At 65.5% G+C, this 14828-nt stretch carries 9 protein-coding genes; all 9 read right to left on the bottom strand.

The window, feature by feature from the left end; genetic code table 11:
• Positions 1–7 precede the first annotated feature (7 nt).
• The gene (locus KZO25_RS06120; protein ID WP_262488865.1) at positions 8–637 is read right to left on the bottom strand and encodes a hypothetical protein; all 630 of its coding nucleotides are present in this window, start codon (positions 635–637) and stop codon (positions 8–10) included.
• Positions 638–759: 122 nt separating this feature from the next.
• Positions 760–1770 (bottom strand): hypothetical protein, encoded by a 1011-nt coding sequence (locus KZO25_RS06115; RefSeq protein ID WP_144439690.1) that lies wholly within the window; start codon positions 1768–1770, stop codon positions 760–762.
• 62 nt (positions 1771–1832) lie between these two features.
• A complete protein-coding gene (locus KZO25_RS06110) occupies positions 1833–2813 on the bottom strand; it encodes a hypothetical protein (protein ID WP_066451638.1) in 981 nt (326 codons plus the stop codon).
• 140 nt (positions 2814–2953) lie between these two features.
• Positions 2954–4042 (bottom strand): WD40 repeat domain-containing protein, encoded by a 1089-nt coding sequence (locus KZO25_RS06105; RefSeq protein WP_223136291.1) that lies wholly within the window; start codon positions 4040–4042, stop codon positions 2954–2956.
• A gap of 2 nt (positions 4043–4044) precedes the next feature.
• Positions 4045–4257: a hypothetical protein gene (locus KZO25_RS06100; RefSeq protein ID WP_223136290.1), complete on the bottom strand. Its 213-nt coding sequence runs from the start codon at positions 4255–4257 to the stop codon at positions 4045–4047.
• 59 nt (positions 4258–4316) lie between these two features.
• Positions 4317–5330, bottom strand: a complete 1014-nt coding sequence (locus KZO25_RS06095) for a hypothetical protein (RefSeq protein ID WP_223136289.1) — start codon at positions 5328–5330, stop codon at positions 4317–4319.
• Between the two features lie 33 nt (positions 5331–5363).
• Positions 5364–6785, bottom strand: a complete 1422-nt coding sequence (locus KZO25_RS06090) for a hypothetical protein (protein WP_223136288.1) — start codon at positions 6783–6785, stop codon at positions 5364–5366.
• A gap of 10 nt (positions 6786–6795) precedes the next feature.
• Entirely contained in the window at positions 6796–9213 is a 2418-nt protein-coding gene (locus tag KZO25_RS06085; RefSeq protein ID WP_223136287.1) for a hypothetical protein, read from the bottom strand.
• Positions 9203–14809 (bottom strand): vWA domain-containing protein, encoded by a 5607-nt coding sequence (locus KZO25_RS06080; protein WP_223136286.1) that lies wholly within the window; start codon positions 14807–14809, stop codon positions 9203–9205. Before KZO25_RS06080 ends, KZO25_RS06085 begins: the two co-directional genes overlap by 11 nt.
• Positions 14810–14828: the final 19 nt, after the last annotated feature.

The raw sequence follows: 14828 nt of genomic DNA, 5'->3' as shown, positions 1-14828 counted from the left end.
GCCGGCTTTACCGTGCCGCCCTTGCACGCACCTCGGCCAGGTCCCAGGCCTTGAGCAGATCGACGGCGACATCGGGCGAATCGATTCCCTGCCCCTTGACCTGCATCAGGATCCGTCCGTCGAGCAGCAGCGTCGCCTCGACCCGGGAGCGATCCGCCTCCCATTTGACGATGGCAGACTCGCGTCCCATGCGAACACGCTCCATGTTGGGCTGGGCAGCGATCATGGCGGGATTGTTGAACATCGCAGCCATGCCCTGGACCATGGGGTTGTCGATCATCAAAGACGCTTCCAGGCGTCCCTCCCCTTCGTCCTCGCGATAGTTGCGCTGCAGCATGGAACCACCGCCCCCCATCAGGGCCGCCGCGCCGCCACCGCCGGCGGATTCAGCTTCACCTGCGGTCCAGCCCTCGGGGGCGTCGGGGAAGGTTTCGGCAATGCGTCCCGAGAGCAGCTTGCGAATGTCGTTGATGGCGAACTCCAGCTCGGTGACCGCACCGCCATAATCCTCCTCTTGATACAGCTCGAGACCCAGTTCGATCTGTTCGACGACCTCATCGGCCAGCGCTGAAGCGGTGAATGGCATTGCCAGCGTGGCACCCAGCAGGACAACACCAAGAGAGCGTTTGCTGCGCATATTCGTTTTCCTCGTTGTTTTGTCTACCCAATCTTGCCTATCCAGGCTTGCCCACCCCGTCTTTCCTATCCCGTCCTACCCTGTCCTTCCTACCCATGCGTCAACCGTTTCAGGTCGCCGGCTCACTCCTCATTCAGCACAAACCAGCGCAGATCGCCGGCCAGCGCCACCTCATCCTCCCCACTGGCATCAATGTGGAACTCGGCATCGTAGCGCTCGCCGTTGGCCACCAGTGTCAGCTCTCCGCTGACCTCCTCGATGTCATGCCGGGAGAACTGGGCGCGCACGGCGTCGTCATCCCGATCTGCCTGAACCGGGTAGCTGCCGGCTGTCGCCCCTTCAGGCAGGTAGAGATAGATCCCATTGCCGATGATCAGCATGTTGTCGCGACCGGTGATACGGGACAGGGCTGACTCGGTATCCCCGTTGACGGTGAGCTCATATTCCGCCTCGGACTGCAGCGTCAGCGGCAGTTCCCTGACCGCCCCTTCGCTCGTCACTCGGCCTGCCTCCTCGCCACGCCCATCGGCGGCCTCCAACTGCCAGGCAGCACTGACCCTTTCCCCGAACGATTCCAGGTAAACACTGCCCGAGACCTGCCGCGAGAATGACCACCCCATGCCGTCACCCCGAACATGGGCTTGCACCTGGTGGTCCTCGGCGTCGGCGAAACTCGCCACCTCGTAGCGCTTTCCTGCCTCGGCGTCTGCCGGCAGCACCAGCGAGACCCAGGCACGCACAACATTGTCAGGGTCATCTTCGTGGGTCGCATCGGTGTAGATTGAAATGACATACGGCCCTTCGGCATTGCTGCCTCGACGGGATGAGCCACCTCCCAGCGCAGGCCGAAAGATATCGTTGCTGACACCGCCGTAGCGCGGGTCATCCGCCGTGGTGTACTCACCTGTCGAGGTGGCGGCACCGCTGATGCTGATCATCGACTCGCCGCTTTCCACACTCTCCAGCAGGCCAGCAAGCTCACCGTCGCCGTTGCTTTGCACACCGCCCTGCTGCGAAGCGCCGTTGTCTGACTGCACGGCACTGGAAGCGGATTCATCATTGCATGCCGTCAACAACCCCAGGCCGACAAGCGCCATACCTGCCAGCAATGTACCTTGGCTTCCCCGATTCATGCTCATATCGCACCTTAATGCCTTATTGTTCTGCTCTCAGCGCATTTCCCGGCCACGCGGTGTCACCGCGCAGCTTCTGCTCCTTGCGCGTCGTCACCTGTCGTCGTCTGAGTGGCACGCAGCTTCAGTTTGCGGAACTTGGCCGACATGCCATCCAGCTTGGCCTCCCACTCGGCATCCGGCTGCTGGCCTTCGATGGCCTTGAAATACGCCTGCATCATGCAGGTGATGGCAAAGGGCTCCAGTACCGCCACCTTGACGCTCCAGGCGAACAGCAGTGCGACGATGACCCCGGTCGCCGACCAGCCACCAGGAATGAGATAGGCCACCAGGGCAGCGGGCGCCAGCATGACCAGGAAGACCAGGAAAGAGAGGCCGTAGACGATCAGTGCCAGCCAGGCGGCATTCTTCAGCATCGGCTTGGCATTCTGACCGTAGAGCACGAGCGCATCACGGGAGGAAGCCCAGGCGTTGTCGGAGCGGGTGCGAATGCAGTAGGCCAGGATCACCTCGTCGATGAAGCCCACGGCGATGCGCAGGAACATTTCAACGAGCCGGAGGAACTGACGGGCGCCGGGAATCGGCAGCAGCCGGAATATCCCGCGAGCCAGGCCGGTAATGGCACGCAGCACGCCCTTGATCAGCTGGTCCACGCCGAACAGCACGCTGGCCTGGGCAAAGCGCGCCTTCACCACGGTGCTGGCATGCTCGATCTGGCCACGTCCCTGGGGCAGCGGCTTGCCGTCCATCAGCTCCACCAGCACGGCAATATGGCCCGCCTTTACCATATACAGCAGGTACTCACGCAGAATGTACATGATGGCGCCGACGATCCCGAAGCCGACGACGCCGCCCCAGAAGGTGGAAGCGGCGCGGAAGCCCTCGTCGCCCAGGCCCCCGACGCCCCACCCCACGCCGGCACCGACACCGGTCATCAGTACGTAGGCCAGTGCTACGCCGAAGTAGACGGCAAGGCGGAAGAGAATGAAAGGCATTGTCTTCAGCATCAGGCCAAGGGCCTGGCCAATCTTGAAATCCCACATGTCGCCCCCTGCTGAGGATGAGTGTTGTCGTTGTTTAGCGCTAATGCTATCGGCTGATCCCACTAGGTTAGCCAGGCTGGGGCGACGTGACCCCGTTCGTTTGGAGGGGGAGTGCCGCTCCCAGCCGACGCCGGCCGGTATCAATGGCATAGCGCCGTGGTCCAGGTATCCGGCTCGGTGGGCCCTCGTCGGCACTGCTGCTGTCGCCCGACTTCACCGAGCTGCCAGCGCCCATCGGCCGCAGGAGAAAACAGCAGCCGGTAACGAATGGCACGAACCGAATCATCCTTGAGGCCCTCCAGGCTCAGGGTGACCAGGATATCGCCGTCCTGGCGCATACGCTGGGTGACCGTCTCCACGGTGACCGGGTTGAACTCGCGCATGCCGTAGTGGCTTCGCGCCAGAGCCACTGGATCGTCAGTCGCTTCCACCTCTGGCAGCTCGATGAGCTGATAGTCGTTGGCCGGCAGTGCGCCATCTGCCGGAGATGCTTCGGCCTGCCACACTCGCACTAGCGGTGCGGGGAAGGTCGGCGGCTTTCCCGCCCAGGCCAGCCGCATGCCGTCCTGGCTCAAGGCCAGCGCATGGGCAGGGCCCTGCCTGGGCATCGGCAGCGCATCTGCCGCGGTTTCGGCATCAGGCCCATGCTGCAGTTCGGCAGGGAAAGACTCCGCCCGCTCGACCACAAGACCCGTCTCCAGTACATAGCGCTGCACGTCTGCACCGCAGGCAGCCCATACGCTGGCACCATCGTCGGAGAAGGCGACCTCGCGACACCCCTGTCCTCCGGCCAGGGCACGACGCAGCTTGCCCGTAGCCAGATCCCATAGCATGAGCGACGCGTCGGCCGCCACGCCCGGATTCCAGCTGGCGCTCACCAGGCTCCCGCCATCGGGGCTGAAGGCCAGCCCGGTGACAGGCAGCGGCCGGTCCACCTCCGGAGAGTGGTGGCCCTCCAACTGATGAACCAGCTCACCGGTCGACGCCTCGCGTATTTCGAGATTCCCATGTGCGGCAATCGCAACACGATCGCCATCCGGTGACAGCGCCAAGCGCTCGACGCTCTCTCCCTCGAGCTCGAACTCATGCAGCAGCTCGGCCCCCGTCCAGTCCGGCGTCGTGTTTCCCATAGCGGGGACAAGCCAGCCACCTGCCACCAACCCAAGAACGAAAGCCCGGCCCCAGACGCCTGCACGGGTCCGTGCGTCATATGAATTGCGATGTGCCATCTTCACCTCCTGAAGTCAGTGCTCCCCATCATGGCGATGACCTGCTCATCGGCCATGTCCGCGGGCGGTAGCATACAGAGAGTAGGAACGACCATTTCGAGCAGCATGTCCGACGGTGGCCGGTCATCCATCTCCCCTGCCATGGTCGGCGACAGCCAGAAGGCGGTCAGCTTCAAGCGACTCATGGTTGCCTTGTGTGAAAGGAAGTGCCACATGGTGCTTCCCCCACTGGGCTTGCTTGTATCTTGTTGTGAACCGGCAAGAGCATGGGCATCTAGCCCTTCTGGGTACCGGGGACCACCACCGGAGCGGGCTCCTCTGCCTCCATGCGCAGATAGGCTTCCAACTCGTCGCGGATCTCCGGAACGATGTCGTCGGCGTGGGTGATGCGCATATAGAAGATCGAGAAGTAGATCACCTTGACCGAAGTGGCCATACGCTCCAGCACCACGCTGATCAGCTTGGCAGCACCCAAGGCAATGAAGATGGGCAGGGCCGAGATGGGCAGGGTCTCCGGAAGCGGCCCGGCACCCGCCAGCGCCTTGCCCGCCAGGGGATCGCCGAGATAGTAGCCCGGCAGGCTGTCCCCCACCCAGATGCCGACCAACAGTCCTGCCAGCAGCATCAGCGCATAGACCGGCAGCATGATGGTGCCCACCGCTCGGGCCGCGATATCGATCCCGAATACCCCGGCCAGCGTCTCGGGCACGTTATCCTTGAGCCGCCCCATGCGCGACACGCTCTCGCGAATGCCATGGCCGTCTACGACCACCGAAGGCAGCAGGTAGTGGTTGATCAGATCCCAGCCTTCGCGGACGCCTTTCAACAGCAGCGCCATCAGGACGCCCATGGGACCAATGCGCAGGCGTACGGCCCAGCTCAGCAAGCCGTTGAACACCATATCGAACAGGGCGATCCACCTGGCGGTTCCCTTGAGCGACTTGACTTTGGCCTTGGCCTCCGCGGCGGACCGCTTATGCCCCTGAAGGGCCTCACTCACCAGCCAGCTCTGCCGCAGCTCCTGACGGGCGTAATAGAAGTACTTGTAGAGGAACATCATGAGCGCCAGCAGCAGCGCCGGGGTGCCGATGTCGCCATTGCTCACCCACAGGAAGATCACGCTGGTGAAGAACAGGGTGACCATCACGACCCCGTAGATGGACATGCGGACCCAGGGTCTGAGGATCCCCGGATCGCGGCCCACGAGAGCAAAGGTGTGCTTGAGCAGGTAGCCCAGCTGGGCAACGCGCTCCTTGATGCCGGGCTGGCGAAGTGTATCGGCTGTCATGTCTCCCTCCAGACCTGAATTGAAATAACAGGGTCAGGGCTCCACGGGAAGCCTGACCCGCTCGGTGACCGAGACACCGCCATACTCGAACTCATATGTTTCAGCAGGTGACTCGAAGCGGTAGAGCAGCTTGAAGTGACGAGGCTCATCATCGGCAGGCAGCCAGAAGGGCTCCTCGAGCACGAGAGGACCGCGCTGATAGGCTGCGACCAGTTCTCCTTCCCCCCCCCTCGGGCTCAGCCGCTGGCTGACCGGCATCATGCCGCCCACCCCGCTGAGATTCGTCATCGAGGCCTCCACCAGCAGCAGGCTCTCCTCCTCGCCGGCCAGATGGCCGGCAAATTCATCTGGAAACTCAAGGCCATGCACCCGAAAGCGGATGGGGCCATCCTCGATGTCGACGAGGGCCTCACCGATCATCCCGGTGACGGCCTCTCCCTTCAGCAGGTAGCGCAGGCTGGGGCGGATCTCCGAAGAGATATTGGTGCCGCGAAACTCCGGCATATAGGCAATGAGTTCCACGCTTTCGGCATCCTTCGGCACCGGGAACACCGCCTGGCCGCCGGCCCAGGCATCGGGCAGCAGGGCGGGGTCTCCCGCCAGGGTGCTGAGTTCAAGATCGCGCACGTAAGCATGGCTACCGTCGACTACCGCCTGCAGCAGCCGCGGGGCCTCGATATACTCCATGACCCGGCGCAGCGAGACCTCGGCGCCGGACTCGGCGGACGCATCCAGCGCCCGAGCGTCAACCGGCGTGCGCCACTCCCCCTGGCCGCGCAGGTCCACCACCAGCCACTGCATGCCTTCGGGAGCCGACTCGCCATGCCAGCGTTCATGCCGACTGACACCGTGAACGCCCAGCGAGAAGAGGTCGTGGCCCTCCTGCCGACTCGCCGCATCGCGCTCCTCGTCGGGCTGGGCACGCTCGCCGAGAAGTGGCACGACGATGGGCGCATACTGGTCGTGGTAGTAATGCAGCGAGAGTTGAGACAGAGGCTCATCGGGCACAGCGAAGGCGACCTGGCCCTGGCGCCGGTCGCCGGATCGAGGCAGAACGAACTCATCCTCCAGGTCCGATGCCTCCGACAGGGTCGACCGCACCACCTGCCGGTCGTCCACCAGCAGATAAAGCTGGCGTGCAAGCGAGGCCACCAGCAACGGCTCCGGATAGCCCAGACCGAACACCAGGTCGCTGGGCATCCAGCTGTCAAAGCGTACCTCCAGGGTGATCCAGCGTTGGCCGGGCGGCGGCGTCCGGCCGTTCAGCTCATCGCTGAAGGCCATCTCCTTGACGTGCAGGGTGAAAGCGCGGTTGCAGCCCGATGCGGGGAGTCGCTCCTGCACCGCCTCGACGCAGGGCGGCTGAGCCGCCGCAGGCTTCGTCGCAACCAGTCCGACCAGGACCAGCAGCCCCGTCATGCCCAGTGCGGCCTTGCGCATGCTTGGCTGTTTCATTGATGTCTCCTCAGTTGCAGCGGCCCCAGGAATCCACGATGAACTCGGCGCCGGCGCCGGCCACATCACCGGCCGCCTTGCTGATGCCCGCTGAATTGAGCCGGTCGAAGGCCCCTCCGGAGATGAGTTCGCGCCCTATGATGATGTTGATGTCATGGGCCTCGGCGAGACCGCCCAAGCCGGCGCTGACGGCGCGACCAATCATCTCCTGGGCGGCGGCATCCTGGGTGCAGCAGAGCGGATCGCTCGAGGTAAACAGGCAGTCCCAGATGCTCTGCACCATGCCCACCGCGCCCATGGCACTATCGCCTGCACTCATCAACGTCAGAATCCCCTCGATGTACTGCCCACGTCGGTCTCGCCCGTAGCCGAGCAGGTCACCGGTGGCGGGGTCCAGCTGCCACCAGGTGGGCGCCTCTTCCCGAGCCGGCGGGTCGGGCAGCAGCAGCACCTGCCCCGTGTTCAGGTGCGTCGCGAAGTGCGCCTTGAGGTCGGCATCCAGTTGCCAGTCGAGGTCCGCCAAGCCGTCCAGGCTGTCCACGCGACGCCAGTCGACTCCCTCGCCGAGGTCGTGCAGGAAGGCGCGAGCAGTGTTGCCCAGGGCCGCACGCGCTTCCACCGCGAGCTCGGCCTCCAGCAGAGTATCCAATGCCCCCTGGGCCAGCCGGGTCTCGGCCACCGCATCACCGTCAGGCACCGCAATCCGATTATCGAGGATGTCGAAGCCCTCACGGCGCCGATACTCCCCCCCCTTGAACTCCATCAGCGTCACATAGCCCAGCAGGTTGAGGCGCGTCAGCGCGACCCTCTCGGGGTGCGGACTGTAGGCCAGCCGCATGGCGGCGAGCTGGTCCAGCGAGGAGCGGCGGGTGCTGCGCGCTTCCAGCGCCTCGCCGATAAAGCTGTCATCACGTTGGGCACCCAGGTAAGCCCCGGCCAAGGCCGACTGCCGATTGTCCATCAGCCCCTCGTAGCGCCAGGCGGCCAGCTGCGCGGGGGGCACCCAGGTACTCTGTCCGAGCACCTCCAGGGTGCTCAGCAGTTCGACGGCACGCTGCTCGCGCAGGGCATCATCGAACTCGAAGGCCTCGACGCCCGCGGCGCGACGTGCGGGGCCGATCAGATCCATCATGGGGCGCTCTACGATGTCGGTCTCTCGGCCCGGCGCCTCGACATGGAAGCGCACCATCACGGCCGTCAGCTCCGGCGGGGTGTCCGGTTCATCGGCACCGAGTCCACCGATGCCCACCTCGCCCAGGGCACTGCTGGCTTCGCCAAAGGCACCGGCCATGCCGGCCTCCGAGCCGAGGTCGACGACACTACCGTCGGCCATGATGCCGTCCTGGCGCTCCAGGCTGTCACCCAGGCGCAGATAGGGCACCCACTGCTCCTGGTCGAACAGCGCGCCAGGCAGGGCATCCAGTTCATGACTGCCATCAAGCAGCGCCTGGGGTGACGGTAGCGCCATGGGGTAGAGCTCCAGGTGCAGTTGCTGCCCCAGCAGTTCGGCAGCAGGCAGCCGGTGGGAGAAGGCTACCGCCTCGCTCAGGCGGTCATCATGGAGCTGCTCCGCCACCACTTCGACGGTCAACCAGTGCCGGACGTCGTCGGGCAGCGCCTCCGGGTATACATGCTCGACCTCCCCTTCGGCGACCAGGCGCTCACCGGCGGCCTGCTGCGGAAGCGCAGGGTCGAAGTCCGCCCAGCCATCGCTTGTGCGTTGTTGCACCCACCAGTGATGCGTCGGGGCAGCATCCGTGCCATCAACTGCCTCCAGGGTCCCGTCCAGCAACGCCTCCAGCGCCTTGGCCTGTTGGCGACCGTCGGCCAGCAGCCGCGCCTGTCGCGTTTCGGCCGCCTCCCGCTGTTCCCGCAGCGACTCGGCGATGGCGTCGGGGTCACTCTCGAGCCGCTCGGCCAGGGCCTTGATGGACGCGTCCGAGAGGTCCATCTCGATGGGGCCATCCGGCCGCCTGGCCACCGGTTCGCCGGCCCAGGTCGACTCGAGGCGCTTCAGGGCCTCCTCGGACAGGTCGGTCCGGACCAGGCGCACGGTGTGTCCGGCCTCTTCCATCAGCGCCGCCAGCAGCAGGGCACGATCCAGGCTGGAGCCCATACGATCCTGCATCACCCCGTCCGCCCCGCGCAGCTCTCCTGCATAGGGCAGCCAGCGAGTCTCATCACGCACCCACTCGAAGAGGGCTCGGGGCTCCACACCCAGCGCCTGCTGCGCCTGTCCGACGTTCAGCTCCTGCCAGGGCAGCTCGGTATAAGCCTCACGAACGGCGCGATCCAGCGTCACGATCCGCTGCTCCAGGTAGCGTGAATGGCTCTTATCCATGCCCGCCGTTCCCAGGCACATCTGATTCGCCGAGACCAGCGGGCTCAACGACATCATCACCAGCAGCCACCAGAGTCTAGTCTTCACCGCTCACCTCCAGGTTCTTGTCCTCACGGGGGCCAATCTCGAAGGCTTGGCGCCACTCCCCGCTCTGGGTCTCCACCAACAGCTCGTACTCGCCCACGCCCAGTTCGATGGGGACGTCATCCACCCGTCCCCGGGCGACCTCGCTCCCATCACTGTCCAGCACCCGCCAGGTGGCAGCCAAGGCCTGGGACAGACCGGCAATCAGCTCGTCACCGTCGTGGCTATCGAAGTACTCGCCGCCGCCTTGGGCAGCGAAGCGCTCGAACTCGGCCTGCAGGCCGATCTCGCCGATATGGAAGCCGACGATATTGAGGCGCACGTCCACCCCCTCCTCGATCAGGGCCTCCACGGAGGCGGCCACATCGCCGTCGCAGGTCTCTTCACCGTCGGTGAGCATCACCACCAGGCGCCGCTGGTCCTCGTAGCCCGAAAGGTCCTCCAGTACCGCATCGATGGAGGCGGCCAACGGCGTACGTGCCAGGTTGATGGCCTGGATACCTGAGACCACTTCGCGCACCTCGTCGTGGTTACCCGCACGGGGCTCGACCAGCAGCTCGGTCTCGCAGCTATGGGGCTCGGTATGGCCGTAGGCACGCAGCGCAACCGGTACCTGCTCCGGAATGCGCTCATCGAGTACCTGCTGGACGATGCGTCGCGCCACCTCGATGCGCCGCCCGCCCTCCATCTGTCGCAGCATGGAGCCCGAGGCATCGAAGATCAGATGCACCACTCCGCCGGCCACCGCCGGCTGTTCTGGGTCGGCGCTGACCACCCTGAGGCTGCCGGGCTCGGGTGGCTCCTGGTAACGGGATGTCACCTCCAGGGCAAAGGTCGTGGGCTGACGAACCTCCTGCATGCCGACCTCGAAGGCCCGCACAAGATCGCCCCGGTCCAGGGTATAGGCATACCGACCGCCCCCCACATTGGCCCAGCTGCGCATCTGGTTCTGGTACCAGCGTGTCTCGCTGGCCAGACGCTGCTGCCCATGGGAAATCTCCAGGGTGAAGATACGCGGCTGTACCCGCTCCAGGTCGTCCCAGACACTGATAGCCCGTCCCATCTGCTCGGCATCGGTGATCAGGAAGATGACCCTTTCCCGGTCCAGCGCCTCCAATGCGCGCGTCGCGCTCTGAAGCGCCGGCTCGGCATCGGAACTCTCGAAGCGTCCGTCGTAGGCAGCCAGGGTATGGCGCAGAATGCGCGGCTCCCCGCTCCACTCATCGAGCAGCATGGGCCCGCCTAGCGGCATCAGGTTGGCGACTTCCTGGTCGGGGTCGAGCCCTTCGGCAAAGCGGTTGATAGCCTGCAGAATCGGCGCCTGAAGCGCTTCCAGGCTGCCGCTGGCATCCCACAGGAAGGCGATGGCCCGAGCAGGCTCGGTGATGTCCAGGCGATACTCCCCGGGGGGAAGGCCAACGGCCTCGCCGCGGCGCCACCCCTCGGGCTCGCGCTGCCAGTCGAAAGACTGCGTCTCTCCATCGGGCGCTACCAGGCTGGCCTGGATCCTGCCGCGTAGCGTCTCACGCAGCCGCACCACCAGGGTGTTGTGCCCCTCCTCGATCCTCACCCGATAGCTGCGAGTATCATTCGGCTGCGCCAGGCGTCCGGTGATGCGCTCCTCCAGCCGCCGGGGCACGTCGGGATGACTGGCATCATCGTCCACCGCTTCCGGAAGCGCTTCTTCGCTCAACGTCAGCTCATAGGGTCCCGCCTGCCCTTCCCTGCCTTGCTCCGGCCAGTAGGCCAGGATCGATTCGCCGCCGCCCAACGGTTCCGCCTCATGGGCACGGATCTCGGCAGGCAGCCGCCAGCGACGCTCAGCCTGTTCCGGGTCCGGCTCGGGCATCAGCACCTCGAGGCGCAGATAGCGCGCCCAGACAGGGGTGTCCAGGGTCAGCTCGGCCAGCCCCTGTGCATCGCGCTCGAGGTGCCAGTCCGCCTGATGCTGCCAGGGGCCAACCGGGCTTTCGGTGCTGGAATAGACCCTTACCGTCTCGATGGGCTGACCGCGGTGTTCAGGCGCCTCCTGCCAGCCCAACTCCCCGAGCCTTGCCGCACGCTGCTGCAGGAAGCCGAAGACCAGCGATACGCCGCCCGGCTGCCATTCGCCGCCACGCGCCAGGCCTCGCCCAAGGCGATCCCCATGGGCACCATGGGCCTGGAACGCATTGCGCTCCGGCAGGGTCATCTCGTTCAGGGCGGGAACCTCGGGCCGCGTAGTGATCCAATGCCCACCGCGCCGATCCGCCAGCAGATCAGGGCGCTGACGCGCCAGTTCATCAGCGGGCTCGCCCAGCACACGAAGCTGCCCGATGCCGGTGTCTTCCAGCCGCCCCGTCTCCCCCCAGAAACCGAGAGGACGCAGCCCCAGGTAGCGAGCCTGGCGGGAAGACCCCAGGGCGAAGAACTGCTCGCCGTCGGCGGCGTCAAGCTCGAGGGTGGTGACCACCTCCAGGTCATCGGGAGTGTCGCCCAGCGACACCTCGAGCTCGCGCCAGCGGTGCTCTGGGGGCTGGCCTGAACGCTGGTTGATCACCAGCATCTCGACGTCGCCACCGTCGCCGGCCAGGCGCAGGGGGGGCAGGGCCTCACCCGGCTCCCCGCGATAGCGCAGATGGCTACCCATCGAGCTCATGCCGTCGATAAGATGCACCAGCCGGGGCTCGGAAGCCACGCGATGGGTACCCCAGCCGCTTGTGGCATCATCAATGATCGGCTCCCCGCTGTCGGGGTCTTCGAAGTAGGCACCAAGACCCCACCAGGCCAGGTCCACCAGCCCTTGAGCCCGGTCGCGCAGGGCCGCGTCCCCCAGGCTGACGCCGGCTTCGGTATCGGTGCTCCCGACAGCGAGGGTCGCCTCTAGCGTCTGGCCCGCAACGCCGATGAAGAGTGACACCGGCGCCTCGTCATCCAGTCCGGCCGGCAGCGTCCAGGCCGGGGTCAGAACGACCTCCTCGCCGGGATCCAGGGTAAGGGTGTCGGGCAGCGCGTCAATGCGCCAGCCGGCATGGCTGGCGTGGGCCTCGAGCGGCAAGGTCACCGGCGCCTCGGCGCCGTTGCTCAGCACCAGTCGGCTTTCCAGCCGCTGGGGAGCGTCATGCCAGGCGGTCAGGGGCCCGTCTGCCTCGAAGCGGGCTTCGATGGCATCGTGGTGCCTCTGCGATTCGGCCTGTCGTTCTGCGAGCAGGGGATCCTCGAGGATCAGGTCGATATGCCCCAGGCGCGCGCTGCTGGCTCGCAGGTAGACCTTTGCCCGGGCGGGAATCTGTGCCGCCACGGCTTCGGCGTCGTCACGCTGCGTCTCGACCTCTCGAACCGGTAGTACATCACCCTGCTCATCGATCAGCTCGACATGGGCGCGGCTCAGTCGATTGTCCCCCAGCCGCTTGATTCTCACTTCTCTGGGGCTATCGCCCACCGGGAGACGGAACCACTGATAGTCGCTACCCAATCCGCTGTGGGGAAGCTCAATGCGACCGTCAGGTGGCGGCTCGACAGCCAGTTCCTGGCGTGTCGCCATGGCATGCCCCGCAAGCGGTTCCCAGGGCGCCTGCAGATCCAGCCGGATTCGATAAGGACCGGCTGGCTCCCGATCTCCCAGCCAGAGATAGTAGTCACCGGCCGGCAGCCGACCGGTGAGTATCAGCGGCGATGTATCCAGTGCGCGACGTGGATGCACGGCGGCAATACGCTCTTCGTCCCGGTAGAGAATGGGCTGAACACTTCCGGCATCGGGCGGGGTAATCTTCAGCCGTATACGGTTGTCGCCTGGCAGGGTGAACCGATACCAGTCCTCGTCGGAGGCGTCGTGAAGGTCGCCACGCATGACCGCTCCGAAAGTCAACGCATTGGCCTGGCCGCGGGTGTCATTGGGCTCGCGCTCCCAGCCTTCTTCATCGGCTTCCAGACGCTCGGCAAGGATTCGATAGTCACTGTCGCTCCCGGAGAGCTCCAGGTAATAGGTGCCCGCCATCAGATCGAGACGAGAAAAACCGAGGCCTTCCTTTTCACCTACAGGCCCGTAGGCCTGGGATCTGGCGAAATGGGAGCGCCCCGAATGGCCGGACTGGTAGAGGCGAAGGTCCTCCAGGCCATCGCCACTGGCCACAATGCGCCACACCTGATCCGAGCGCGGCACCTCGAGCCGGAAAACCCCCTTTCGCGGGCCATTGAAGGTGCCCTGTAATTCTTGCTCTGGCGATAAGGCGGTTGCCACCTCGCGGCTGTCGTTGGGCTCCGCCACTTCCTGTGAAGTGTGCCGAGGAACGGATCGGCGAATCACCTCCACCGCGACGCCAGCCTCTTCCGTCTGCTCTGACGGTGTCAGCGCCAGGTAGTGACGGCCAGGGTCGAGGCGCAGACGATCGAAGAGCGACTCCCGCGGGCCCGTGCGGCAGATCGCCTCCTGACCCAGGGCATCCGCCAGGCACGCTTCGATCGGCGGATCCTCCGGGCCAAGCAGATCCAGCGCCCAGCCCTGCCCTTGAGCCTCTTCATCGTTGAGCTCAAAGGCCAGGTAGCTACGCTGACCGGGCAGCAGCTCAAGCTCTTGAGTGGCCTGGGCCGGCAGAGCCAGAGCGTCTTCCCGTGTCGCTGCCACCGGCTCAGGCGCCGGCTCCGGAAGGGCCTCGCCCGGCTCGAGGCGCACCCGCACCCGGCCGATGGCCTCACCTTCCTCATCACGCGCCAGGGCCAGTGCGGCGCCTTCTTCCAGGGCCAGTTGGTCCCATTGTTGCTTCATCGGCAGAGGCCCCGTGGACGCCACCAGGGGCTCGTCCGATGCATCCACCGGCTGCGCCCTTACCGCATGGCCAAGTTCGGTCAGCAGGGAGAGTCGCCAGAGCCGGGCGTCGTTCTCATCAATCTCAAGAGGGAGCTGCAGGCGCGATGCATTGAGCTGATAGAACCAGTCGCGGCCCGGGCCCACGACCAGGGCATCGGCATTCGATGGCGCGTCTGCCGTGCCATGCAGGCTGACCTCACCGGCAGGCTCAACGGTCAGCTGGTATTCGCCCTGCCCTCCCTGAGTCTCGACTTCGATCCGATAGTCGCCATGGGACACCAGCAGGGAGGTAACGCGATCACCGGCGGTATCGGGCGTGGCCTCAAGGGTCAGCAGCGGCTTCTCGGTCGCGCGCCCCTCAGCGGCGGCAGGGTCAGACGCATGCGACGCGTCGCCCGAAGCCTCATCGGCGGTGCCAAATGTCGACGTCGTCGGCGCCTCGCCAAACGTCGTCACACCCTGCGGTTCCCCTTGCCCTGCCGACGCCTGGACAGCGTGCAGACTGACCCGCAATCGCTCAGCGATGGTGGCGCGCAGCGATATCTGCCACAGGTAACCCACCTCACGGTCATCGATCGACCAGGTGAAGGCGTGCCGCTCTCCCTCGGCCAGCTCTCCCAGGATACGTGCTGCCCCGCGAAAGCCCTGGGAAGGCGGCATGCCCTCAGCCAGGGGTTCGGCCACCAGGGTTCGGGGGTAAGCGTAGGCCGACGCACCGCTTACCAGAGACGCCAACAGCACCACAGCCAGCAGGCTGATCATTGCCATTCCGCCCCTGAGGCACCTGTTGCCGTCACGACAGGCTGTCGTCATCGCCATTTCCTGCTCCCGG

The sequence above is a fragment of the Halomonas sp. ANAO-440 genome (assembly GCF_019915905.1).
Lineage (GTDB): Bacteria > Pseudomonadota > Gammaproteobacteria > Pseudomonadales > Halomonadaceae > Halomonas > Halomonas chromatireducens.
The sequence above is the reverse complement of the archived record's forward strand: the minus strand, read 5'-3'. Positions and strand labels throughout refer to the sequence as shown.

Bases quoted from the DNA above. Each gene is read 5' to 3' on its own strand.
- KZO25_RS06110 (WP_066451638.1), bottom strand. From the start codon at position 2,813: ATGTGGGATTTCAAGATTGGCCAGGCCCTTGGCCTGATGCTGAAGACA.
- KZO25_RS06100 (WP_223136290.1), bottom strand. From the start codon at position 4,257: ATGTGGCACTTCCTTTCACACAAGGCAACCATGAGTCGCTTGAAGCTG.
- KZO25_RS06115 (WP_144439690.1), bottom strand. From the start codon at position 1,770: ATGAATCGGGGAAGCCAAGGTACATTGCTGGCAGGTATGGCGCTTGTC.
- KZO25_RS06095 (WP_223136289.1), bottom strand. From the start codon at position 5,330: ATGACAGCCGATACACTTCGCCAGCCCGGCATCAAGGAGCGCGTTGCC.
- KZO25_RS06090 (WP_223136288.1), bottom strand. From the start codon at position 6,785: ATGAAACAGCCAAGCATGCGCAAGGCCGCACTGGGCATGACGGGGCTG.
- KZO25_RS06080 (WP_223136286.1), bottom strand. From the start codon at position 14,809: ATGACGACAGCCTGTCGTGACGGCAACAGGTGCCTCAGGGGCGGAATG.
- KZO25_RS06120 (WP_262488865.1), bottom strand. From the start codon at position 637: ATGCGCAGCAAACGCTCTCTTGGTGTTGTCCTGCTGGGTGCCACGCTG.
- KZO25_RS06105 (WP_223136291.1), bottom strand. From the start codon at position 4,042: ATGGCACATCGCAATTCATATGACGCACGGACCCGTGCAGGCGTCTGG.